This is a genomic window from Acidovorax sp. DW039 (genome assembly GCF_037101375.1).
Taxonomy (GTDB): domain Bacteria; phylum Pseudomonadota; class Gammaproteobacteria; order Burkholderiales; family Burkholderiaceae_C; genus Acidovorax.
The window spans coordinates 575035-599894 of sequence record NZ_AP029019.1 but is presented as its reverse complement, the minus strand read 5'-3'; the positions used below and the strand labels follow the sequence as shown (position 1 = coordinate 599894).

Sequence of the window (24860 nt, the reverse complement as noted above, 5' to 3'; positions counted from 1 at the left end):
ATCGAACCCGCCCCACACTGATTTATGGCAGCGCGAGGCGCTGCAGACCGGAGCAATCTATGAAAGGCATTCTTGGCCTTCTGCGTTCAAAGACCGCAGGCAACAAATCCAAAGACGACAGCACGGATTCGGTGCTGTTCTCCACTGCCTTTGCGGGGCAAGGCGTGGATGACTCCATGCTGGTACCGTGGGAGGCACGGGCTGTAGAGGTGGGTGCCAAGCGCCTGCCTGCCAGTCGGGGGGGCAAGCTGCTGCAGGGCTTATGGTCCAAAGACAAGTACATGGCACACCTGGACAAGGACGCCGTGGAACGCATGGAACGGTTTTTCGAATTTGCCGCTGTTCCCTCCAACCGGGATGTGATCCGGCAGGATGAGTACGGCAACTTCATGGTGGTGCTGCTGACCGGCACGATTGCCGTGGACCGTGTGCAACCCTGGGGCGAGCAGTTGCGACTGGCTGAGACACGCCCGGGCGACATCCTGGGCGAAATGTCGCTGCTGGACAGTGGCATCCGCTTCTCGGCCTGCACCACGTTGACGGACTGCGAAATTGCCGTGCTGAGTGCTGAAGCCATGGACGACATGATGAGCAAGGACCCTCAGCTGGCTGCCAGCCTGGTGGCATTGCTGGCACGTAAACTGTCGCTTCGCTTGCGTGTGGTCAGCGCCCGCCTGAGCGATAACCAAAAGTAACCGCACGTAAACCGCGCGAAGAAAGACTGCCTACGGGCGGACAATCACGCCAGAGAGGATTTCTGATGGAACGCGATCAGGCCAGTAAATTCATCAATGACCTGCTCAAGTTGATGGTAAGCCGCAATGGCAGTGACTTGTTCATCACAGCAGAGTTTCCGCCGGCTATCAAGGTCGACGGCAAGGTTACCAAGGTATCTCCCCAACCGCTGACCTCCAACCACACGCTCACGCTGGCCCGCGCCATCATGAGCGACAAGCAGGTGGCTGATTTTGAGCGCACCAAGGAGTGCAATTTCGCCATCTCGCCTGCGGGCATTGGCCGCTTCCGGGTCAATGCCTTTGTGCAGCAGGGCAAGGTCGGCATGGTGTTGCGGACCATTCCGCTCACGCTGCCCACCATTGATGGCTTGGGCGTGCCGCAGGTGCTCAAGGAAATCACGATGACCAAGCGCGGCTTGTGCATCATGGTGGGAGCCACCGGCTCGGGTAAATCCACCACGCTGGCAGCCATGGTGGACTGGCGCAATGAGCACTCTTTCGGTCACATCATCACGGTGGAAGACCCTGTTGAATTCGTGCACCCCCACAAGAACTGCGTGGTGACGCAGCGTGAGGTGGGGCTGGACACTGACAGCTGGGAAGCTGCACTCAAGAACACGCTGCGACAGGCACCCGATGTGATCCTGATGGGCGAGATCCGTGACCGCGAAACCATGGAACATGCCGTGGCTTTTGCGGAAACAGGGCACTTGTGTCTTGCCACGCTGCATGCCAACAGTGCCAACCAAGCGCTGGACCGGATCATCAACTTCTTCCCCGAAGAGCGGCGTGCCCAGTTGCTGATGGATCTGTCGCTGAACCTGCGCGGCATGGTGTCGCAGCGCCTCATCCCCAAGCAGGATGGCAAAGGCCGTGCCGCTGCGGTGGAGGTCATGCTCAACACCCCGCTGATCTCTGATCTGATCTTCAAGGGCGAAGTCTCCGAGATCAAGGAGATCATGAAAAAGAGCCGCAACCTGGGCATGCAGACTTTTGACCAGTCGCTCTTTGACCTGTACGAGGCCAACATCATCAGCTATGAAGATGCGCTGCGCAACGCCGATTCGCTGAACGATCTGCGCCTGCAGATCAAGCTCAACAGCCAACGCGCCAAGTCACCTGATCTGGCATCGGGTACCGAGCATTTCGCCATCGTTTAAGCCCAAGCGCAAAAGCCGACGCCCTGGCTCACCCTCTGGCGCGTCGTCTGCGTTCCTTTTGGCGAGGCAAGAGAATATGGGGAATACGGGCTGCCGCTGAATGCTGCTGGACACACACAGTCCCGGCTCGGCGTCCGGTTCTCCCATCTCTCTACTCCTCAGCACCTTTGCCGACCCACCTGCCTTATGCCAAGCACCAACCCTCGCAATTACGACAGCATTCCTTCCCGTAAAGTGGCCTTCTTGGGGCTGGGAGTCATGGGTTACCCCATGGCAGGCCATCTGGCACTGGCCGGGCATGCAGTCACGGTCTACAACCGCACGACAGCCAAGGCACAGGCCTGGTGTGCCGAGTTTTCGGGCACGGCTTCGCCCAACCACGCCGCCACGCCCCGTGAAGCCGTGGCAGACGCAGAGATCGTTTTTTGCTGCGTGGGCAACGATGATGACTTGCGATCGGTCACCCTCGGGGAGGACGGAGCATTTGCTGGCATGAAGCCCGGCGCCATTTTTGTGGACCACACCACCGCATCCGCCAATGTGGCGCGGGAGTTGTATGCCGCCGCAAAAGCACAGGGCCTTCAGTTTGTGGATGCTCCTGTTTCTGGCGGCCAGGCAGGTGCACAAAACGGCCTGCTGACGGTGATGTGCGGAGGCGACAGCCAGGCATTTGCGACGGTGCAGCCCGTAGGCATGGCCTTTTCGCGCGCCTTCACCCTGCTGGGCGAAAGCGGTGCCGGTCAACTCGCCAAGATGGTGAACCAGATTTGCATTGCAGGCCTGGTGCAAGGCCTGTCTGAAGCCATTGCCTTTGGGCAGAACGCCGGGCTCGACATGAAGCAGGTTCTGGACGTGATTGGCAAAGGTGCCGCGCAGAGCTGGCAAATGGACAACCGCGGTAAGACCATGGTGGATGACAAGTTCGACTTCGGTTTTGCAGTGGACTGGATGCGCAAGGACCTGGGTCTGGTGCTGGACGAAGCCAAACGCAATGGATCCCGCGTGCCGGTGACGGCGCTGGTAGACCAGTTCTATGCCGACGTGCAGAAAATGGGCGGCAACCGCTGGGATACCTCCAGCCTGATCAAGCGGCTGAAGTAAGCATTGTTCACTCAGCAAAAAGCCCCGCGTTGCGGGGCTTTTTTATGGATACGGGAGTGGCCTCTGCCAGGCGCCGGTGCAGCCCATCCCCCATCAGAGCAGTTCAGTTGCGTGGAGGCACGGAGGCAGGTGGCGCGTCCTGCACCACAGGGGCTGGCGCAATGTTGCGCAGCTCTTCTTCCGTGATCATTTCGAACACGCGCACCACCTTGCTCACGCCACTCACACCGCGGGCGATTTCGGTGGCACGTTGCGCCTCGCGCTGGGTCACTCGCCCCATCAGGTACACGATGTTGCGCTCGGTGACCACCTTGAACGCATTGGCCGTGATGTCCTTGGCGTCCACCAGACTCGCACGCACCTTGCCTGTGATGAAGGTGTCGTTGGAGCGCTGGCTGAGACTGCTGGAAGGCATGATGGCCAGATCATTCACCACCGAGCGGACGTTCTCCACGCCCATCACGATCTGCTCGACACGCTGGCGATCTTGCGCCGTAGGCACCTCACCCGTGAGCAGCACTTGACGGTTGAAGCTGGTCACATTCACGTGCGCGCGGTCTCCCAGGCTCTCAGACAGCCGGTTGGCAGAGCGCAGCTCAATGCCCTCGTCTTCCACCTGGGTGCCCGCCGTGCGGCGATCAACAGCCATCATCGTGCCCATGACGGCGCCACCCACCACCAGCGGTGCACAGGCAGACAGCGCTGCAGCCAGGCCAGCGGCCGCCAGAACGGTGCAGACGGTACGGTTCAAGGTTTGCTTCATAAAGGAATCTCCTGTTCACCAAGTAATTGGGCATCCACCCCATCGCTCAGGCAATGCAGCACCAGGGCATGCACTTCGCGCACACGGGCGGCTCTGTCATGGGGGGCACTGATCAGTACATCGGTCTCGCGCAGCACGGCGGACAACCTGCCGCCCGTGCGACCCGTCAGCGCGATGACGGTCATGTCGCGTTCGTGGGCAGCCTCAGTGGCCGCCAGCACATTGGCATCGTTGCCAGACACAGAAAGGACCAGCAACACATCGCCCGCCTGGCCCAACGCACGCACTTGCCGCGCAAACTGCTGAGACGCCATATCAGGGCTGCTGGCCGATGCGGTAAGCAGCGTGCTGTCTGCGGTCAGCGCCATGGCAGCCAGTTCGGGCCGGTCGCGCTCAAAACCCGCCACACAAAACGCCGCGAACTGCTGGGCCTCTGCGGCAGAGGGGCCATTGCCGCATGCGAGCACCTTGCCACCACTGGTGACGCAGGCGAGGATGGCATGGACTGCGGCCGCTATGGGCTGGCTCAGCAACTGGGCTGCCTGGTACTTCAGGTCGGCACTGTCGATGAAGTGTTGTTGGATGCGTTGCTCAAGCATGAGGCCCCGATGATACCCGGGGGCTGTGAGAGCCTGTTTACGATCTCCCAGGGGTCGCGCAGCGGTCTTTGCGGGATGGGCTGCTAGGCGCGGTGCGCAGTGGATAGCCTGGCTATCCACAAGCGCCGCAACGCCGCAGACCGCCCGCAAAGACCGCTGCCCGAAGGGTTGGAGCGAAATCGGGCGATTGAATGCCCCAGCTGCTTGCATGGGCATGAGCCCACGCGGCGCACCCGAAGCATCCACTCATCCCGATTGCGCTCCAACGCGATCCCCTGCGAGATCGTAAACAGGCTCTTACTTTTGTAGCAAAGGGTTGTCTGCTGCGAGGGATTGTGCAGTCGGCGATAGCTCTGCACAGCAGCCCATAGACCTGTTAGCCAGCATCAAAAGCCGCCTTCAGCCATTGCACAGAATCCTCCAGCAACACGGCGTCAAAGCGGCACGGTGGCGGGGATGCATGGCGCAAAAGGTAGTGGTGGGCCGCATGGATGATGCGCTGCTGCTTGACTGCACCGATGCTGGACGCTGCCCCGCCAAACGCCTTGCTGCTGCGGCTTCGCACTTCCACAAACACCACTGTGCCATCGCGTTCGCGCATGATGAGATCGATCTCACCCCCGCCCCGCCCCGGCGTCCGATAATTGCGCTCCAGCAGCTGCAACCCCTGGGACAGCAGGTAAGCCAATGCACGGTCTTCCGCTGCATCGCCCCGCTCGCGGGTGGTCTGCGGCGCTGCCCCCGGGCGGGCCACAGCCTTTTTGGTCCATTCAGGCGTCTTTCCAAGGAACTTCATTGAGCGCATCTTTCGCAACAGCCCTTGCCGCCGCGCATGACGCGGCCGCGTCCCAGCATTATCCGCAGGGCGCGCTGTACGTCGTGGCAACGCCCATCGGCAATCTGGCAGATATCACCCTGCGGGCCCTGTATGTGCTGCAACTGGCCGATACCGTGGCCTGCGAAGACACGCGGCACACCCAGCAGCTGCTGCGCGCCTATGGTATCGACAAGAGCGGAGCCGAACTGCTGGCCGTGCACCAGCACAACGAGGCCGAAGCGGCGCAGGACGTGGTGCAGCGCCTGCAGCAAGGTCAACGCGTGGCCTATGTGAGCGATGCGGGAACGCCCGGCGTGAGCGACCCCGGTGCCCGCTTGGCCCATGCGGTGCAGCAAGCCCAGCTGCGCGTGATGCCGCTGCCCGGTGCAAGTAGCATCACCACCGCCTTGAGCGCTGCCGGTGCCGTTGCCCACGCAACGGAGCAAGGGGGATTTGTGTTTGCGGGCTTTCTGCCTGTGAAGCAGGCCGAACGCGCCGCGGCCGTGCAGAAGCTGGCCAGCGAGTCTCGCTGCATCGTGCTGCTGGAGGCCCCCCATCGCATCCAGGAGCTGGCTGCGGCCTTGGCACCGCTGGGCGAGCGCGCCGTCACGCTAGCGCGTGAGTTGACCAAGCAGTTTGAAGAAATCACGACACAGCCCGCCCACGCGCTGACGGCCTGGCTGGAAGGCGGCACTCAACGCTCCCGCGGCGAGTTCGTGGTGCTTTTGCACCCCGTGGCGACAAGTGACGACAAGGGCGGAGAGAGCCAGCGCGTGCTGCGCCTGCTGCTCGCAGAACTCCCTTTGAAAACCGCCGTGCGCCTTGCAGCGGAGATCACCGGGGCATCCCGCAACGTGCTGTACGACACCGCGCTGGAGTGGAAGCGGGCCGGGGATACGGCGGCGGATGCGGGTGATACGAATGACGCGACTGAGTGAGTCCTACAACCCTAACCTGAAGACCACCTATCAAATTAGCCCCCAGCGCTTATCCATAAAGCGCAAAAAGCTATTTATTTAATAGCAATCAGGCCGCTACAGCCAACCCCATCGCAACCCCGCCGAACAGGTCGCCCTCCACCTGCGGGGTATGCGGAAATGCCACGCGCAATGCGTGGCGCAATGGGCGCAATGCGGACGAGCCCCCAGTGAGGTAGATGGCCTGCAGCTCGTTCATCTGCAGCCCTGCATCCTGCACGCACTGCTGCGCGCACGCCACCACCTGCTCCAGGGGGCTTTGGAGGTGTTCTGCAAGCCCTGCCGGAGTGACGCTGGAGGCGAGCGCAGGCTCGATCCACTCCAGCGGGATCGGGGCGTCGCCATCGCTCACGGACGCGGCGATCTTGGCCTGCTCCACCGTGTTGGCAAGGCGGTGGCCCAGGCGCTCGTTCAGCACCGTCATCAAGCGTGCGTGCAGGCGAGGCTCGCTGTAATCCGAGCGCAGCCCCTGCGCGTCGCGCAAGGCCTTGGGGGAATACAACCACTGAATCAGGTGCCAGGTGGACAGGTCGAAAAACACACGGCTGGGCACCTCCCGTCCGCTGGGACCGGTGTGACGGAACCCCAGCAGCGGCATCACCAGCTCCAGGCTGAGGCGCCTGTCCAGATCGGTACCGCCAATGTGCACCCCCGTGGTGGCCAGCACATCCTGCATCCGATCTGCCTGATGCATGCGCTGCGGGCCCAGACGCACCACCGTGAAGTCGGAAGTCCCCCCGCCGATGTCCACCACCAGCACCAGTGCCTCGCTGTCGATGCGCTGCTCGTAATCCAATGCGGCGGCAATGGGTTCCAGCTGGAAGGACACCTGCGCAAAGCCGGCCCCCAGCGCCGCTGCCCGCAAGGCATCCTCGGCCAGCTGGTCTCTGGCCGGGTCGTCATCCACAAAATGCACCGGCCTCCCCATCACCACGCGCTCGGGCATGCCGCCCAGCTCTGCCTGCGCCTTGTCGGCCAGCATGCGCAGGAACAGGCTGATCACGTCCTGGTAGCTAATGAGCTGGTTGTGTACCGCCGTCTTGTCCTGCAGCAGCGCACTGCCCAGCAGACTCTTGAGCGAACGCATCAGCCGCCCTTCGGTCCCCTCCAGATACTGCCCAATCGCATCACGGCCAAAGTGCGTGCGCTGCTCCTCCGCATTGAAAAACAGGGCGGTCGGAAGCGTACGGGCATCCCCCTCCAGACAGATCATGCGGGCAGCGCCACCGCCTGAACGCACCGCCATGGCCGAGTTGGAGGTGCCAAAGTCGATGCCAAGAGTGACGTGCTTCAGGGTATCCATAATCAAAAGCAGGTAGAAACAACGGACAGCAGCCCCACGTAGCAAAGCGAGGGCCTGCACAGGTGCAGAGGGATAGAAGCAACCCCCATACCGTGGAGTTGCCAACAGAAACGCCGCAGAGGCAGCCAAGCTGGGGCAGAAATTGAAAAAGCCCTTGATTGCGATGAATCAAGGGCTTTTTGTTTGGTGGCCTGGGACGGAATCGAACCGCCGACACAAGGATTTTCAATCCTCTGCTCTACCGACTGAGCTACCGGGCCTGAGCCTCAAATTATAACCAGAGAATTTGCCTTAAAAAGGAAATTCGCAAATTTAATTACGCTTGCCCCGTCCGAGGTCTACGCCGAGCTGGCGCAGCTTGCGGTACAGGTGGGTGCGCTCCAGGCCTGTTTTCTCGGCCACGCGGGTCATGGAGCCACCTTCGCGGGCCAGGTGAAATTCAAAGTAGGCCTTCTCGAATCCGTCGCGGGCTTCACGCAGGGGGCGGTCCAAGTCAAAGCCTTGGTGTGCGTGGGGACCGCTGTCTGCGCCAGATGCAATCGTGATGGCGGGCAAAGGGGCCTGCGTGATATCAGCAGAGGCCTGCAACGTGACGGGACTGGCGGGGGCAGGCGCTGCGGGGCGGGCATGGTTGCGGGCAAGGCCCTGTTCCACCGCCTTGAGCAGCTTCTGCATGGTGATGGGCTTCTCCAGAAAAGAGAAGGCTCCGATGCGCGTGGCTTCTACCGCCGTGTCGATGGTGGCATGGCCGCTCATCATGATCACCGGCATGGTCAGCACGCTGGCTGCTGCCCACTCCTTGAGGAGGGAGACGCCGTCGGTGTCAGGCATCCAGATGTCCAGCAGGATCAGGTCGTAGGAGTTGGCCAGACGGGCGGCGCGGGCTTGGGTGGCGTTTTCGGCCAAGTCCACACTGTGGCCTTCATCGTTCAGGATTTCAGACAACAGGTCGCGAATGCCGAGTTCGTCGTCGACCACCAGAATATTTGCCATGTGTATTGAAGCGCCAAGGAATGCTGCAGAGCGGCGGCGAAAAAGGCTTCGTGCACAACCTCTGCGCCAGGGCAGCCAGCTGTGCAGACCGGACGGGGCTGCAAGGTGTCCCTCTCGCCGCACGCCGTTCAACGGGCTTGCAGCAACACCACTGACCACCCGAGGTGTGTACTAACACAGTCCGCAGGAGTTGTGCGGAGGCTTCTCAAGACGCCACCGCGGGTTCAGGGGCGAATGATAGCGAGACTTGCGCGCCACGCAACACACCGTTGTCCATGCGATTGGACAGATCGATGCGTGCACCGTGCTCATCTGCGATCTTTTTGACCACGGCCAGACCCAGTCCTGTACCCCGCGCCTTGGTGGTGACATAGGGCTCAAAAGCGCGCTGCAATATGTGCGCGGGAAAGCCAGTTCCGCTGTCTGAGATGGTGAGGCGCACGCGCCCGGACGACTCGCTGACGCGCGTTGAAATGCGCACAGACGAAGCATCTTCACGCCCTTCTGCCCGCGCCTGTTCGGTCGCGTCCTGCGCGTTTTGCAGCAGGTTGTGCACCACCTGGCGCAGCTGTTGTGCATCGCCCAGGATGCGGGGGCAACGTGAATCCAGCTCGGCTTTTACAGGGGTGGAGGCGTTTTCTTCACCATAAAGCTGCAGCACATCAGAGATCAGCGCGTTCAAATCGAGCGGGTGCAACTCGGCCGTGGGAAGCCGGGCGTAATCGCGAAATTCGTTGACGAGCCGCTTCATGGCGTCGACCTGGTCCACGATGGTTTTCACCGACTTGGCAAGGATGGCTTGCTCGGGTGGAGCGACCTTGCCAGAGAGCTTCATTTCCAGCCGCTCGGCAGACAGCTGAATGGGAGTCAGAGGGTTCTTGATTTCATGCGCAAGGCGGCGCGCCACCTCTCCCCAGGCCTGCGCACGCTGGGCTGAAACAATCTCTGAAATGTCGTCAAAAACCAACAGTTGTGTCCCGTCGGGCAGTTCAGCCCCCCGGGCCACCAGGCTGGTTGCGTGCTGCCCCACACCTGCTGACGAGGCATGTAGCTCAAAAGGCTGTTGCCAGTGGTCCAGCCCGTGGTGGTCTCGATCACCAAAGAACGCGAGGAAGTGTTTGTCCACTGTGGCGGCAAATTCGGAGAGCCCAGGCACTTCAGACAGAGGTTTGCCTTCGTACGCCGCCATGGGGGCGCGCAGGATGCGGGTGGCACCGGGGTTGGAGGAGCGGATCACGCCCCGTTCCCCCAGCACGATCACTCCGGCAGTCAGGTTGTCGAGGATGGTCTGCAGGTTGGAGCGCGCGGCATCCACCTTGAGCATGCTCTGCTCCACCGCCGTGCGGGCATCGGCCAGCTGCTGGGTCATCAGTGCAAACGACCGGGTGAGCCCGCCCAGCTCATCCTTGCTCTGCAGCACCGCTTTGGGGCTGAGGTTGCCCGCTGCCACTTCGCGCACGCCTTCGGCCAGCACCAGCAGCGGACGGGCGAGCTGGTTGCCCAGCAATACCGCCAACAGCACCGCGCCAAAAACCGCCAGGAACAGGCTGAGGGTGAGCGTGCCCACATACATGCGCCGCAGGCCACCCCGAGCCAAGGCTCGCTCCTGGTATTCGCGGTTCGCCTCCTGGACCGCAATCGCGTTCGACACCAAGGCAGGCGGCAAGGGCAAGGTAGCCTGCAAAAACCGTGGCTCGGTGAGCAGCCCCAGCCCAGGATTGGTTACCAGCACCAGCACCTTGACGCGGGCGGCCTGCACCGCAGCAGGGTCTGCAATGTCGTCCAGCCCTTCAATCTGCGAAACCGCACGCTGCTCACGCACCGCGCGCAGCATGGCCATGCTGGGGCGTTCAGGATTGAGGCTGAAGCGCGACTGGCCCGCACTGGCAATGGGCTGGCCCGATGCATTCCAGAGCACGACATCGGTGGCCCCCAGCTGGTCACGCACCCGCTCCAGCGCGATACCGACCGTGGCGCTGGAGCCTTGGGCCAAGGGCGCGCTGGCAGTGCGGGTCTTGGCGGCCATGTCTGCCGCCTGAGATTCCAGAGACACCCGGGCCAGATTGACGCCCGCATTGAGTGCGCCCTCGACCTTGACGTCAAACCAGCTTTCAATCGACCGGGTGACGAACTGATAGGACACCACGTAGATCAGAACCCCGGGCAAAAGCCCCACCAGGGCAAAGATGGCAGCGAGCTTGACAAGAAGACGGCTGCCAAAACGCCCCCGCCTCAGCCGCATGAGCAGGCGCGCCCCAATCCAGACCAGCACGCCGAGCAGCAGCACGGCCACCAGCACGTTCACACCGAAAAGCCAGGCGTAGTTGCGCTCGTACAAGGCCCGGTTGTTGGTGGCCAGAGTCAGCAAGAACAACAACACCAGACTGATGGCCGCCATGGCCGCCACACCCACGCCCAATGCCCAGCGCACGGCACGGGAGGCGCGGATGGCGGCCTCGGCAGAGGCCGACAGGGTGCGGGAAGATGCGGTGTCAGGACGGCCGTCAGGCGAGGCTGCAGGGCTGGTCATGGCAGGCCCTCACTTCAGGCTGTTGGGGGCAATGCGCTGGCTGCGCGACACCAGCAGGTTCCAGTCGGAACGCCCCACAGCCCCGATCTGAAGGGGGCGAGGCAATTGCGACATATCGAGCCGGAAGCGCAGTTGCACCGTGTGCGCAGCATCCACATCCAGCGCATCTGCCGGGCCGATGCGCCAGCGTGAAACCCGCTGCATGGCAGACAAGGCCTCGTCCAGGTCATCAAAATTCTGGCCCAGAACCACCCCCAGGCCGCTGTTGGTGAAGGGGACGTTGGAGGTATTCAGGCGCCAGCGCCGGGTCAAAGGCTGGTAGCTCAGGCGCATGTAGCGGGTGGCTTCCGCCACCATTTTGTCGGACCAGTACCACCGCTCGCGCAGCAGCTGGGCCTCCATGACAAAGAACATGGGGATGCCCTTTTGCAAGGCATCTACAGCCAGCTCGGGCAAGGTGAAATCGAGGGAGGCTGACAGGGAAAGAGAATCGTCCGCCCGCTCCAGCCGCACACCCACAACCTCAGCAGGCTCCACATCCGCCGCAGGCACATTTGTAACAAAGGCAAGGAGAGCAAGGTACGCAACCACGCGCAGCACACGGGCCCAGAGGGGCTCAATGCGCCAATTTTTGCAACAGTGCGTAAAAAAATCCGTCGTGATCACCTGTGGAATTGTCCGGGACAGACTCGGCTTTGTTCCCGGTCCGGGGAATTAAATGACCCGGTGAGGGTAGCAATTGGGCGTCTTTGTTGTGTGCAAGAAACGTTTGCATCTGTACATCGCCCTCGGCCTTGAATACCGAGCAGGTGCAGTACAGCATCCGTCCACCCGGTTTGAGCAGGGGCCACAGGGCTGCCAGGATGCATGCCTGGAGCTGGGCCAGCTGGGCAATATCGCTTTCGCGGCGCAGCCAGCGCACATCCGGATGGCGGCGCACGATGCCCGACGCGGTGCAGGGTGCGTCCAGCAAGATGGCGTCAAAATGTGCCCCGCCGCAGTGGGCTCGCCACCACGTGTCGGGCTCAGCGGCATCGGCCACCAGCACCTGCGCATGGAGCCCCAAGCGGCCCAGCGTGTCATGGATGCGGGCACTGCGGCTTGCGTCCACCTCCAGCGCAGTGACATGCAAGGGAGAGCCGGGCGGGGCCTGCTCCAGCAGGTGCGCAGTCTTGCCGCCGGGCGCTGCACAGGCATCCAGCACGCGCAGGGGTTGCGAAAGATCGAGCCCCCGCAGCAGCATCGGAGCCGCTTGCTGCGCTGCTGTGTCCTGCACGGAGACCCAGCCTTCAGCAAACCCCGGCAAGGTGTGCACGGGCACGGGGTGGTCCAGCTCCAAGCCGCAATCGCCCACTTGTTTTGCTATTAAATTAATAGCCGATAGCGCCTGTTGATATTGCGCTAGCGAGCATTTTTGCTGATTAACGCGCAGGGCCATGGGCGCATGTGCGTTATTGGCCAGAAGAATCTGCTCCCAGGCCTCGGGGTAGTCTTTGCGCAAGCGCTGTATCCACCAGGCGGGGTGATTCCAGCGCGCCACGGGGTCCGCGTCAGTGGCTTGCACCAGCGCGTCGCGCTCCCGCAAGAAGCGGCGCAAACAGGCGTTCATGAAGGAGGCCTGCGCGCGTGTCGCGGGGGCCCGCTTGGCCGCCTCTACCGCCTGGTTGACCAGCGTGAAGGGCTCATAAGGCGCGGTGTTGGCATCCCAGGCCAGTGCGAGGGCTGCGCACAGCAGGGCATCCGCCGCTGGTGCGGGCTTGCGGGCGGCCAGTTGCGCACGCAAGGCCTCGGCACGCCCCAGATTGCGCAGCACTTGAAACAGCAATGCCTGCACTCCCGGGCGCAGGCGGGGCTCCACCGCCTCGACGGCCGCCGTGCCAGAGCGGCCACCACGAATGGCCTGCAGCGCTTGCCCCACCTGCTGCATCTGCTGCCAAAGCGGCACGGTCCCTGGCGGGCTGACGGCACCAGAGGAGGAAGGTGCAGGTGCAGGTGCAACCCCTCTCCCGTGTTTGGCAGATGGGGGTGAGCGGCGGGGAGGGATGGAAGTCATGGTGGTGATAGGGAGAACGCGCAATGCGAAAGTGGAGGCTGAGCAAAGACAATCAAAGCGGCCTGAAACCGCAAACGCGTGCCAGCACGCTGGCGGGAAACTGGCCAATCGCGCAGTGATAGGCCAGCAGGCTGCAGTCGCTGGCCCGGGCCGCGCGGGATAGCGCCTCGTGCAGGGCAGCCCACCGCTGCTTTACTGCAGCGGTATCCCGACCGGCGTGGGAGGCCTGCTCAAGAAACTGGTGCCAGCCTGCATGCAACCGGGGCACATCCCCCTCCGATGGGCAGACGGCAGGCTTGCCGCTCTCAGCGCCCGCTCGCGTTCCCTGGCCGGACAGCTCCATCAGGTCGGCCGCTTGCGCTTCCAGCGCTTCCAACGTGGCGGCAGGCAACCCGGCTTCGGGCTCTGCACCCGTCATATCTGCAGGGGTGTTCCACACAAGCAGGCTGTGGATGACCAGCTCGGAACTCTGCTGGCAGAGGCCGAGCATTTCAGCACGCGCGCTGACCGCCTCGGCCCTCAATCGCACCAGGCGGTTGTACGCACCCAGCGCCCAGAACACCCCAATGGCAACAACGATCCAGAACAGCGGGGACGACCACATACAAATTTCAGGCAAGACCCCTGTTCCACAGCATTCAACGTGGTCGGGCCTCGCGGCATGGCAAAAAGAAAAGCTTCCAATAAAAAACGCTCCCGTCCGCCAGAAGCGGAACGGGAGCGTTTTCAGAACGTCCTCAACGGATCAGTCTGCTGCAGCGTCCGAAGCGGAAGCACTGCTTTCCACTTCCGTGTCGTCTGCAGAGGCTGCCATCTCGGCGGCTTCGGCTTCGGCAATGGCGCGGCGCTCGGCCTCGTCCATGGCGTCCTTGGCCTTGCGTGCCTGGTGGTAGGCCAGGCCGGTACCCGCAGGGATCAGACGACCCACGATCACGTTTTCCTTCAGACCGCGCAGCTCGTCCTTCTTGCCCATGATCGCAGCTTCGGTCAGCACGCGAGTGGTTTCCTGGAACGATGCGGCAGAGATGAACGAGTCGGTGGACAGCGATGCCTTCGTGATACCCAGCAACAGGTTGCTGTAGGTCGCGGGGATCTTGCCTTCAGCCTGCAGAGCCTCGTTGGTGTTGAGGATCTCGGAGCGCTCGACCTGCTCGCCAGCAATGTAGTTGGACTCGCCCACGTTCTCGACCACAACGCGGCGCAGCATCTGGCGAACGATCACCTCGATGTGCTTGTCGTTGATCTTCACGCCTTGCAAGCGGTACACGTCCTGCACTTCGTCCACGATGTAGCGAGACAGCTCTTCGATACCCAGCAGGCGCAGGATGTCCTGTGGATCGGCAGGACCGTCCACAATCAGCTCGCCCTTGTTGACCACCTGGCCTTCGTGCACCAGGATGTTCTTTTCCTTGGGGATGAGCTCTTCCCACACCTTGCCATCGGGGTCGGTGATCTGCAGGCGAATCTTGCCCTTGGTTTCCTTACCGAAGGAGATCGTGCCGGTCATCTCGGCCAGCGTGCCCTTGTCCTTGGGTGTACGGGCTTCGAACAGCTCGGCCACGCGGGGCAGACCGCCGGTAATGTCGCGGGTCTTCTGACCTTCGACAGGGATACGGGCCAGCACTTCGCCGGGGCCCACGTCCTGGCCGTCGCGCACCTGGATCAGAGCGCCCACCTGGAAGCCGATCGTCACCGAGTGGTCGGTGCCGGGGATCTTCACTTCCTGGCCTTGCGCGTCGATCAGCTTCACCTGGGGACGCACCACCTTGGCGGCACCACGGCGCTTCGGATCGATCACCACCAGCGTGGACAGACCGGTCACTTCGTCGACCTGCTTGGCCACCGTCAGGCCTTCTTCCACGTTCTCGAACTTCACCTGACCGGCGAACTCGGTAATGATGGGGCGGGTCAGCGGATCCCAGTTGGCCAGAATCGTGCCGGCCTTGATGGCTTGGTCGGCCTTCACCGTCAGCGTCGCACCGTAAGGCACCTTGTGGCGCTCACGCTCGCGGCCATGCTCGTCGTGGATGATGATTTCACCCGAACGGGCAATCACCACCAGCTCACCCTTGGTGTTGCTCACGTAGCGCATCGTGGCGTTGAAGCCGATCACGCCGTTGGACTTGGCTTCCACGCTCGAAGCGATGGCAGCACGCGAAGCCGCACCACCGATGTGGAAGGTACGCATCGTCAGCTGCGTGCCGGGTTCACCGATGGACTGGGCAGCGATCACACCCACGGCTTCGCCGAGGTTGATCAGACCACCGCGGCCCAGGTCGCGGCCATAGCACTTGGAGCACAGACCGTAGCGGGTTTCGCAGGTCAGCGCCGTGCGCACCTTGACTTCGTCCACGCCCACGGCCTCGATCTCTTCGATGAGGTCTTCTTCCAGCATGGTGCCGGCAGGCACCAGCACCGAGCGGTTTTCGGGGTGCAGGATGTCTTCGGCAGCGGTGCGGCCCAGGATACGTTCGCGCAGCGATTCGATCACTTCACCGCCTTCCACAATGGCGCGCATCAGCGAACCATTGGCAGTGCCGCAATCGTCCTCGGTCACGACCAGATCCTGCGTCACGTCCACCAGACGGCGGGTGAGGTAACCGGAGTTGGCGGTCTTCAGCGCCGTATCGGCCAGACCCTTACGGGCACCGTGGGTGGAGATGAAGTACTCCAACACGTTCAGACCTTCGCGGAAGTTCGCGGTAATAGGCGTTTCGATGATCGAGCCGTCTGGCTTGGCCATCAGACCCCGCATACCGGCCACCTGACGGATCTGGGCGGCAGAGCCGCGGGCACCGGAGTCGGCCATCATGTAGATGGAGTTGAAGGACTCCTGGTCCACTTCCTTGCCGTGGCGGTCCAGCACCTTTTGCTTGGACAGCTGGGCCATCATCACCTTGGACACTTCGTCACCGGCCTTGCCCCAGATATCCACCACCTTGTTGTAGCGCTCGCCAGAAGTCACCAGACCGGACACGTACTGCTGTTCGATCTCTTTCACTTCCTTCTCGGAGCGCTCGATGATGCCGACCTTTTGTGGAGGCACCAGCATGTCATCGATACAGATGGAGATACCGGCACGGGTGGCCAGACGGAAACCGTTTTGCAGCAGCTTGTCGGCAAACACCACCGTTTCCTTCAGACCGCACTTGCGGAAGGAGACGTTGATCAGGCGCGAGATTTCCTTCTTCTTGAGCGCCTTGTTCATGTTCGAGAACGGCAGGCCCTTGGGCAGGATCTCGGACAGCAGGGCACGGCCCACAGTGGTTTCCACCAGGGAGGTCGAAGGCACGAATTCGCCTGTTTCCTTGTCCTTGGTCCACTCGGTCATGCGCACGGTGATGCGCGCAGCCAGTTCTACCTGGCCCGCATCCAAGGCACGCTGCACTTCGCCGGTATCCGCAAACACCAGGCCTTCGCCCTTGCCGTTGATACGGTCACGGGTGGCGTAGTACAGACCCAGCACCACGTCCTGCGAAGGCACGATGGAGGGTTCGCCCGAGGCGGGGAACAGCACGTTGTTGGAGGCCAGCATCAGCGTGCGGGCTTCCATCTGCGCTTCCACCGACAGCGGGACGTGCACAGCCATCTGGTCACCGTCGAAGTCGGCGTTGAAGGCCGCGCAAACGAGGGGGTGCAGCTGGATGGCCTTGCCTTCGATCAGGATGGGCTCAAAGGCCTGGATGCCCAAACGGTGCAGCGTAGGCGCACGGTTCAGCATCACAGGGTGCTCTTTGATGACCTCTTCCAGGATGTCCCACACCACGGGGGTGCCGGATTCGACTTCCTTCTTGGCGGCCTTGATCGTCGTCGCGATGCCCATGGCTTCGAGGCGCGAGAAGATGAAAGGCTTGAACAGCTCCAGCGCCATCAGCTTAGGCAGACCGCACTGGTGCAGCTTGAGCGTTGGGCCCACGGTAATCACGGAACGACCGGAGTAGTCCACGCGCTTGCCCAGCAAGTTCTGGCGGAAGCGACCCGACTTGCCCTTGATCATGTCGGCCAGGGACTTCAGAGCGCGCTTGTTGGCGCCCGTCATGGCCTTGCCACGGCGGCCGTTGTCCAGCAGCGAATCGACAGCCTCTTGCAGCATCCGCTTTTCGTTGCGGGCGATGATTTCAGGGGCCTTCAGCTCCAGCAGGCGGCGCAGACGGGAGTTGCGGTTGATGACGCGGCGGTACAGGTCGTTCAGGTCGGAGGTCGCAAAACGGCCGCCGTCCAGCGGCACCAGCGGACGCAGGTCCGGTGGCAGCACGGGCAGCACTTCCAGCACCATCCACTCTGGCTTGATGCCGGACTTCTTGAACGCTTCCAGCACCTTCAGGCGCTTGGCGTTCTTCTTGACCTTGACTTCGGAGCCGGTCAGGTCGCCGCGCAGCTTCTCGATCGACAGGTCGATGTCGATGGATTCCAGCAGGTCCTTGATACCTTCAGCGCCCATCTTGGCCACGAACTCGTCGCCGTATTCCTTGCGCTTGGCGTCGTAGTCGTCCTCGGACATGATGCTGAACTTCTTCAGCGGGGTCATGCCAGGGTCGGTCACCACATACGCTTCAAAGTACAGCACGCGTTCGATGTCGCGCAGCGTCATGTCCAGCACCAGGCCCAGACGCGAAGGCAGCGACTTCAGGAACCAGATGTGGGCGCAAGGCGCGGCCAGGTCGATGTGACCCATGCGTTCGCGGCGCACCTTGGTCTGTGTGACTTCAACGCCGCACTTTTCGCAGATCACGCCGCGGTGCTTGAGACGCTTGTACTTGCCGCACAGGCATTCGTAGTCCTTGATGGGACCAAAAATCTTGGCGCAGAACAGGCCGTCGCGCTCGGGCTTGAACGTACGGTAGTTGATGGTTTCGGGCTTCTTCACTTCACCGAAAGACCACGAACGGATCTTCTCGGGCGAAGCCATGCCGATGCGGATGGCATCGAAATGCTCATCCGGCGTGAATTGCTTGAACAGGTCGAGTAGCGATTTCATGTGACTCTTTCCTTTTCGTCAAAAATCATAGCAGCCTGCGCTTGATAAACGGGGCTTTGAAGGTCGAACAACCCTCAAAGCCTTTATCCATCAGCGCAAGTAGCTCACTTTTTTAATAATCCCGATCCTGTTCAGGAGCGTTCGAGTTCGATGTCCAGGCCCAGGGAACGAATTTCCTTGACCAGCACATTGAACGATTCCGGCATGCCGGCTTCGATGGCGTGTTCGCCCTTGACGATGGATTCGTACACCTTGGTACGGCCCACCACGTCGTCGGACTTCACCGTCAGCATTTCCTGCAGCACGTAGGCGGCGCCGTACGCTTCCAGCGCCCACACTTCCATTTCCCCGAAACGCTGACCACCGAACTGGGCCTTACCGCCCAGAGGTTGCTGCGTGACGAGCGAGTAAGGACCTGTGGAGCGGGCATGCATCTTGTCGTCCACCAAGTGGTGCAGCTTCAGGTAGTGCATGTAGCCGATGGTCGTGGGACGCTCGAAACGCTCGCCCGTGCGACCGTCGTACAGGTACGCCTGGGTGCGTGTGGGCGTGAGGCCCTTGCGCTCGGCGATGTCGTCGGGGTAGGCGATCTTGAGCATGTCCTTGATTTCTTCTTCCGAAGCACCATCGAACACAGGGGTGGCATAAGGCACACCGTTGGTGAGGTTGGCAGCCATGGCCATGAGGTCGTCATCGCTGAGTTGCGACAGGTCCTCGGTACGACCACGGGAGTTGTAAACCTCTTCCAGGAACTTGCGCACTTCGGCCGCCTTGGCCTGCTCACGCAGCATGTCGCCAATGCGCTGACCAATACCCTTGCCAGCCCAGCCCAAGTGGACTTCCAGCACCTGGCCGATGTTCATCCGCGAAGGCACGCCCAGGGGGTTCAGAACGATGTCGGCAGGGGTACCGTCGGCCATGTAAGGCATGTCTTCGACCGGAACGATCTTGGACACCACACCCTTGTTACCATGGCGGCCGGCCATCTTGTCACCAGGCTGCAGACGGCGCTTGACGGCCAGGTACACCTTGACCATCTTGAGCACGCCTGCTGGCAGCTCGTCACCTTGGGTGAGCTTCTTGCGCTTTTCTTCAAAAGCCAAGTCGAAGCTGTGGCGGGTTTGCTCCAGCGCGTTCTTGATGGACTCGAGCTGGGTAGCCACTTCGTCTTCGGCAGGACGGATGTCGAACCAGTGGAATTTCTCCACGGAAGACAGGTACGCCTTGTCGATCTTGGTGCCTTTGGCCAGCTTTTGTGGGCCGCCGTTGGCGACACGACCGGTCAGCAGCTTTTCGATACGGTCGAACGCGTCGGCCTCCACGATGCGCAGCTGGTCGTTCAGGTCCAGGCGGAAGCGCTTGAGTTCATCGTCGATGATCTGCTGGGCGCGCTTGTCGCGCTGGATGCCTTCACGGGTGAAGACCTGCACGTCGATCACGGTGCCCGATGAACCCTGGTCCACGCGCAGCGAGGTGTCCTTCACATCGGAAGCCTTCTCACCGAAGATGGCGCGCAGCAGCTTCTCTTCAGGCGTGAGGGTGGTTTCGCCCTTGGGCGTGACCTTGCCAACCAGCGTATCGCCAGGCTGCACTTCGGCACCCACGTAGATGATGCCGGACTCGTCCAGGCGGTTCAGTTGCTGCTCGGACAGGTTCGGAATGTCGCGTGTGATTTCTTCCGCACCCAGCTTGGTGTCACGCGCCATCACCACCAGTTCTTCGATGTGGATGGAGGTGTAGCGGTCTTCGGACACGACGCGTTCGGAGATCAGGATCGAATCTTCGAAGTTGTAGCCGTTCCAGGGCATGAAGGCGATCAGCATGTTCTGGCCGATGGCGATTTCGCCAAAGTCCGTCGATGCGCCGTCGGCCACCACATCACCCTTGACCAGCTTGTCGCCCTTCTTGACGATGGGGCGCTGGTGGATGTTGGTGTTCTGGTTGGAACGCTGGTACTTGATGAGGTTGTAGATGTCCACACCCACTTCACCGGCCACGGCTTCCGCGTCGTTCACACGCACCACGATGCGGGTGGCGTCCACATAGTCCACCACACCACCGCGCTTGGCGGTCACCACGGTGCCGGAGTCCACAGCGGCCACGCGCTCGATGCCCGTACCCACGAGAGGCTTTTCAGGACGCAGCACAGGCACCGCCTGACGCGACATGTTCGCACCCATCAACGCGCGGTTCGCGTCATCGTGTTCCAGGAACGGAACCAGCGAAGCAGCCACCGACACGATCTGTGCAGGAGACACGTCCATGTACTGCACACGGTCCGCGCCGCAGAGGATGGATTCACCCTTTTCACGGGCAGAAACCAGATCCCCCGTCAGGCGACCGTCCTTGTCCAGCTGGGCGTTCGCCTGGGCGATGACGTACTTGCCTTCTTCGATGGCAGACAGGTAGTCGATGTCGTTGGTGATCTTGCCATCCACCACGCGGCGGTAGGGGGTCTCGATGAAGCCGTACTCGTTCAGACGGGCGTACAGAGCCAGCGAGTTGATCAGACCAATGTTAGGACCTTCAGGTGTTTCGATTGGGCAGACGCGGCCGTAGTGGGTCACGTGCACGTCACGCACTTCGAAGCCTGCACGTTCGCGGGTCAGACCGCCTGGGCCCAGAGCAGAGACGCGGCGCTTGTGCGTGATCTCGGCCAGAGGGTTAGTCTGGTCCATGAACTGCGACAGCTGCGAAGCACCGAAGAACTCCTTCAGAGCCGCAGAGATGGGCTTGGAGTTGATCAGGTCGTGAGGCATCAGCGGCTCTTGCTCTGCCTGGCCCAGACGTTCCTTCACAGCCTTTTCAATACGAGCGAGACCAGTGCGGTACTGGTTTTCGGCCAGTTCGCCCACGCAACGCACGCGGCGGTTGCCCAGGTGGTCGATATCGTCCACTTCACCCTTGCCGTTGCGCAGGTCCACCAGAATCTTGACCACGGCCAGGATGTCTTCGTTGGACAGCACCATGGGGCCTGTGGACTCATCGCGGCCAATCTTGGCGTTGAACTTCATGCGACCCACGCGCGACAGATCGTAGGTGTCGGGGTTGTAGAACAGGCGCTGGAACAGGGCCTGCACGGCGTCCTCGGTAGGAGGCTCGCCAGGACGCATCATGCGGTAGATGGCAACGCGGGCAGCAAACTCGTCCACGGTCTCATCAATGCGCAGCGTCTGCGAGATGTAGGCACCCTGGTCCAGTTCGTTGGTGTAGATGCACTGCAGTGCCTGCACGCCTGCGGAACGCAGCTTCTTGAGCAGGGCTTCTGTCAGCTCTTCGTTGGCCTTGGCAATGATTTCGCCGGTGTCGGAGTCGACGATGTTGCGTGCCACCACGCGACCGATCAGGAAATCTTCGGGCACGCTGATGTGCGTCGTGCCGGATTGCTCCAGTTCACGGGTGTGACGCGCGGTCACGCGCTTGTCCTTGGCAACGATGACCTTGCCGGACTTGTCGGTGATGTCAAAACGGGCCACTTCGCCACGCAGACGCTCAGATACGAACTCCATCTGGGCACCGCTGTCCATCAGGCGGAAATTGTCGTTGACGAAGAAGTTCGCCAGGATGGACTCGGGGTTCAGGCCGATCGCCTTGAGCAGCGTGGTGACGGGCATCTTGCGACGACGGTCCACGCGGAAGTAGAGGATGTCCTTAGGATCGAATTCGAAGTCGAGCCAGGAACCGCGGTAAGGGATGATGCGGGCCGAGAACAGCAACTTGCCGGAGCTGTGGGTCTTGCCCTTGTCGTGTTCAAAGAACACACCAGGCGAGCGGTGCAGCTGCGACACGATCACACGCTCGGTGCCGTTGATGATGAAAGAGCCCTTGTCGGTCATGAGCGGCACTTCGCCCATGTAAACCTCTTGCTCCTTGACCTCTTTGACCACCTTCGATTGCGCAGTGGACGACTCACGGTCATAGATGATGAGCTGCACCTTGGCACGCACAGCCGACGCAAAAGTCAGCCCGCGGGTCTGACATTCACGCACGTCGAAGGCGGGCTTGGCCAAGTTGTACTCAATGAATTTCATCTCCACAAAACCGTTGTGGGAGACGATGGGGAAAGCCGCATTGAAGGCAGCCTGCAAGCCCTCATTGGTTCTTTTTTGAGGGGCTGTATCTGCCTGCAGAAAAGCTGTGTATGCGTCCTTCTGCATCTGCAGCAGGTAAGGAACTTCCAGCACGCTGTCGCGGCTGCCGAAACTTTTGCGAATTCGCTTGCGTTCGGTATAGGAATAGGCCATGAGATCTCCGGGCAAAGACATGAGTCCTGGGTCTTCGACGACTGACCCGCAAGGTGCGCTCCTGTGCGGGCTTGGCGGTTGGCCACTACCAACCATGGCGGACGGCGATGCGTTGCACATCGCCCGGGCCAAGGCATCTTCTGCTGTCGGGATTGTCAGAAGACACTCGAAACCTGACTTCGTGATCGACTTCCAGCCAGTCGATTCAAGCCATTTTTCGGGTGCGCTCTGAAAGCGCCAAAGGCTGGAGGCCCTTGCGGTGCACTCCAGCCCTTGAGCAGGTCCGAATTACTTGAGTTCGGCCTTGGCGCCGGCTTCCACCAGCTTCTTGACAGCAGCTTCGGCGTCAGCCTTGGCAATGCCTTCCTTGACGTTCTTGGGAGCGCCATCCACCAGATCCTTGGCTTCCTTCAGGCCCAGGCCGGTGATTTCGCGCACTGCCTTGATGACGGCAACCTTGTTAGCGCCAGCGTCAGCCAGCACCACGTTGAATTCCGTCTTTTCTTCAGCAGCAGCAGCGCCAGCGCCACCACCAGCGGCAGCAGGAGCAGCCATAGCTGCAGCGCTCACGCCAAACTTCTCTTCAATGGCCTTCACCAGGTCATTGAGTTCCAGGACCGTCATGCTGTCGAGAGCGGTCAGAAATGCGTCTTTATCGAATGCCATTTTGATTTCCTAACAATTGGTTAACAGGTTATTGCCGGCGCTTGATGCTCAAGCAGCAGCGGCTTCGCCTTCGCCTTTTTTGGCCGCCAGAGCACCCAGCACCACTGCGGTACGGGAGATTGGCGACTTCAGCAAGCCACACAGCTGAGCCAGCAGAACTTCCTTGGTAGGAATGTTGGCCAGTTGCTTCACGCCGTTCACGTCCAGGGCTTTCCCTGCGAAGGCACCACCGCGAATCACCAGCTTGTCGTTGGTTTTCGCGAAATCGGCCACCACCTTGGCGGCGGCCACAGCGTCTTCGGAGAAGCCATAGATCAGGGGACCAGTCATCTGGTCAGCCACCACGTCAAACTGGCTGCCTGCCACAGCACGGCGGGCCAGGGTGTTCTTCAGAACACTCAGGCTCACACCCTTGCTGCGTGCATCAACGCGCAGTTTGGTCATGTCAGCGACCGTGATGCCACGGTATTCCGCGATCACGAGCGTTTGAGCTTTAGCGGCGAGGCTGGTCACTTCATTGATGACCGCTTCTTTCTCACTGCGATTAAGACTCAAGGTCTACTCCTTAAATTGCACACTTGGGCTTTCGCCCTCATGCGCGCTCTTGTTGCAGCGACCAACTGTTTCGGAATGAATTCCATCAGCAGCGGGATCGCCATCTGCGTTGGCCCAGAGGGATTAAGTGCAACCCATGCACACCAACGGTCTTGGATGGCCTGGAGAGATATCCCTCCAGCCCACCACATCGGATCTCAACGAGATCCGAAGATTTTTTGCAATTACGCTGCGATGGATTGGGTATCCACGCGGACGCCTACACCCATGGTGGAGGACACAGCGATCTTGCGGAGGTACAAGCCCTTGCTCGAAGCAGGCTTGGCCTTGTTCAGGGCATCGATCAGCGCAGCCAAGTTGCCCTGCAGCTTTTCGCTGTCGAACGAGCGACGACCAATGGTGGTGTGCACGATACCAGCCTTGTCAACGCGGAACTGGACTTGACCAGCCTTGGCGTTCTTGACGGCAGTAGCCACATCAGGAGTCACAGTGCCGACCTTGGGGTTAGGCATCAGACCACGTGGGCCCAGAATTTGACCCAGGGTACCCACAACGCGCATGGCATCAGGAGCAGCGATCACCACATCGAAAGGCATGTCGCCAGCCTTCACTTGGGCAGCCAGGTCGTCCATACCCACCACGTCAGCACCAGCCGCCTTGGCTTCTTCAGCCTTGGCACCTTGCGCAAACACAGCTACGCGGGTTGTCTTGCCTGTGCCGTTGGGCAGAACCACGGCGCCACGCACCACTTGATCCGACTTCTTGGCATCAATACCCAGTTGCACGGCCACGTCGATGGACTCATCGAACTTGGCAGTAGCAGCTTCCTTGACGATTGCCACGGCTTCGGCGAAAGGGTACAGCTTGGTGCTGTCGACCTTGCCTTGCAGCGCTTTTTGCTTCTTTGTCAGCTTTGCCATGATCAGAGACCCTCCACCGTCACGCCCATCGAACGGGCAGAACCAGCCAGCGTACGGACAGCAGCGTCCACGTTAGCGGCGTTCATGTCCTTCAACTTCGTCTTGGCGATTTCTTCCAGTTGGGCGCGAGTGATCTTGCCAACCTTGGTCTTCAGAGCATTCGAAGAACCCTTCTCGAGCTTGATCGCCTTCTTGATCAAGGTGGTCGCGGGAGGAGTCTTGATGATGAAGGTGAAGCTCTTGTCTGCGAAAGCCGTAATCACGACTGGCAGTGGCAGACCTGGCTCAACACCTTGGGTCTGCGCATTGAATGCCTTGCAGAACTCCATGATGTTCAGACCACGCTGACCCAGTGCAGGACCGATTGGTGGGGATGGGTTGGCCTTACCTGCTGGAACTTGCAGCTTGATAAAACCGACGATTTTCTTCGCCATGTTTTGCTCCTTACGGGTGATAGCGCCTCA

The 24860-nt window shown here is 61.2% G+C and carries 19 protein-coding genes and 1 tRNA gene; 4 read left to right on the top strand and 16 right to left on the bottom strand.

Annotated features, from left to right (window positions below; translation table 11 throughout):
* The first annotated feature begins 59 nt into the window (after positions 1–59).
* The 3 genes from AACH87_RS02715 (at position 60) to AACH87_RS02705 (ending at position 2998) form a co-directional block, all read left to right on the top strand.
* Complete coding sequence (locus tag AACH87_RS02715) at positions 60–695, top strand: cyclic nucleotide-binding domain-containing protein (protein ID WP_338797184.1); 636 nt, start codon at positions 60–62, stop codon at positions 693–695.
* 65 nt (positions 696–760) lie between these two features.
* Entirely contained in the window at positions 761–1897 is a 1137-nt protein-coding gene (locus AACH87_RS02710) for a PilT/PilU family type 4a pilus ATPase (protein ID WP_338797183.1), read from the top strand.
* A gap of 186 nt (positions 1898–2083) precedes the next feature.
* Positions 2084–2998 carry an NAD(P)-dependent oxidoreductase gene (locus AACH87_RS02705; protein WP_338797182.1) on the top strand — a complete coding sequence of 305 codons (915 nt, stop codon included), beginning with the start codon at positions 2084–2086 and terminating at the stop codon, positions 2996–2998.
* 103 nt (positions 2999–3101) lie between these two features.
* Here AACH87_RS02705 and AACH87_RS02700 read toward each other — a convergent pair whose 3' ends face one another.
* The 3 genes from AACH87_RS02700 to AACH87_RS02690 all read right to left on the bottom strand — a co-directional run bounded on the left by AACH87_RS02700 (position 3102) and on the right by AACH87_RS02690 (position 5156).
* Entirely contained in the window at positions 3102–3761 is a 660-nt protein-coding gene (locus AACH87_RS02700; RefSeq protein WP_338797181.1) for a BON domain-containing protein, read from the bottom strand.
* The gene (locus tag AACH87_RS02695; RefSeq protein ID WP_338797180.1) at positions 3758–4360 is read right to left on the bottom strand and encodes an SIS domain-containing protein; all 603 of its coding nucleotides are present in this window, start codon (positions 4358–4360) and stop codon (positions 3758–3760) included. Before AACH87_RS02695 ends, AACH87_RS02700 begins: the two co-directional genes overlap by 4 nt.
* Before the next feature lie 376 nt (positions 4361–4736).
* Complete coding sequence (locus AACH87_RS02690; RefSeq protein WP_338797179.1) at positions 4737–5156, bottom strand: YraN family protein; 420 nt, start codon at positions 5154–5156, stop codon at positions 4737–4739.
* Between AACH87_RS02690 and rsmI the strand changes: the two genes are divergently transcribed.
* Positions 5156–6115: a 16S rRNA (cytidine(1402)-2'-O)-methyltransferase gene (gene rsmI, locus AACH87_RS02685; RefSeq protein ID WP_338797178.1), complete on the top strand. Its 960-nt coding sequence runs from the start codon at positions 5156–5158 to the stop codon at positions 6113–6115. The genes AACH87_RS02690 and rsmI overlap by 1 nt on opposite strands.
* 88 nt (positions 6116–6203) lie before the next feature.
* Here the strand turns inward: rsmI and AACH87_RS02680 are convergent, their stop codons facing one another.
* The 13 genes from AACH87_RS02680 to rplK form a co-directional block, all read right to left on the bottom strand.
* Positions 6204–7457, bottom strand: coding sequence for an Hsp70 family protein (locus tag AACH87_RS02680; protein WP_338797177.1), 1254 nt, complete (start codon positions 7455–7457; stop codon positions 6204–6206).
* Between the two features lie 184 nt (positions 7458–7641).
* Positions 7642–7717, bottom strand: a tRNA-Phe gene (locus tag AACH87_RS02675).
* Between the two features lie 52 nt (positions 7718–7769).
* Positions 7770–8450 (bottom strand): response regulator, encoded by a 681-nt coding sequence (locus AACH87_RS02670; RefSeq protein WP_338797176.1) that lies wholly within the window; start codon positions 8448–8450, stop codon positions 7770–7772.
* 205 nt (positions 8451–8655) lie between these two features.
* Positions 8656–10980, bottom strand: a complete 2325-nt coding sequence (locus AACH87_RS02665) for an ATP-binding protein (protein WP_338797175.1) — start codon at positions 10978–10980, stop codon at positions 8656–8658.
* A gap of 9 nt (positions 10981–10989) precedes the next feature.
* On the bottom strand, positions 10990–11532 hold the full coding sequence (locus tag AACH87_RS02660) for a DUF4390 domain-containing protein (RefSeq protein ID WP_338797174.1): 543 nt from the start codon (positions 11530–11532) through the stop codon (positions 10990–10992).
* A 64-nt stretch (positions 11533–11596) separates the two neighbouring features.
* The gene (gene rsmB, locus AACH87_RS02655) at positions 11597–12907 is read right to left on the bottom strand and encodes a 16S rRNA (cytosine(967)-C(5))-methyltransferase RsmB (protein WP_338798828.1); all 1311 of its coding nucleotides are present in this window, start codon (positions 12905–12907) and stop codon (positions 11597–11599) included.
* A 178-nt stretch (positions 12908–13085) separates the two neighbouring features.
* Complete coding sequence (locus AACH87_RS02650) at positions 13086–13637, bottom strand: hypothetical protein (protein WP_338797173.1); 552 nt, start codon at positions 13635–13637, stop codon at positions 13086–13088.
* A 141-nt stretch (positions 13638–13778) separates the two neighbouring features.
* A complete protein-coding gene (rpoC, locus tag AACH87_RS02645; RefSeq protein WP_338797172.1) occupies positions 13779–18011 on the bottom strand; it encodes a DNA-directed RNA polymerase subunit beta' in 4233 nt (1410 codons plus the stop codon).
* A gap of 131 nt (positions 18012–18142) precedes the next feature.
* On the bottom strand, positions 18143–22255 hold the full coding sequence (rpoB, locus tag AACH87_RS02640; RefSeq protein ID WP_338797171.1) for a DNA-directed RNA polymerase subunit beta: 4113 nt from the start codon (positions 22253–22255) through the stop codon (positions 18143–18145).
* 288 nt (positions 22256–22543) lie between these two features.
* A complete protein-coding gene (rplL, locus tag AACH87_RS02635; protein WP_338797169.1) occupies positions 22544–22921 on the bottom strand; it encodes a 50S ribosomal protein L7/L12 in 378 nt (125 codons plus the stop codon).
* 48 nt (positions 22922–22969) lie between these two features.
* On the bottom strand, positions 22970–23476 hold the full coding sequence (rplJ, locus tag AACH87_RS02630) for a 50S ribosomal protein L10 (RefSeq protein ID WP_338797168.1): 507 nt from the start codon (positions 23474–23476) through the stop codon (positions 22970–22972).
* A gap of 224 nt (positions 23477–23700) precedes the next feature.
* Positions 23701–24396 carry a 50S ribosomal protein L1 gene (rplA, locus tag AACH87_RS02625; RefSeq protein WP_338797167.1) on the bottom strand — a complete coding sequence of 232 codons (696 nt, stop codon included), beginning with the start codon at positions 24394–24396 and terminating at the stop codon, positions 23701–23703.
* 2 nt (positions 24397–24398) lie between these two features.
* Entirely contained in the window at positions 24399–24830 is a 432-nt protein-coding gene (gene rplK, locus AACH87_RS02620) for a 50S ribosomal protein L11 (RefSeq protein WP_338797166.1), read from the bottom strand.
* Between the last annotated feature and the right edge of the window lie 30 nt (positions 24831–24860).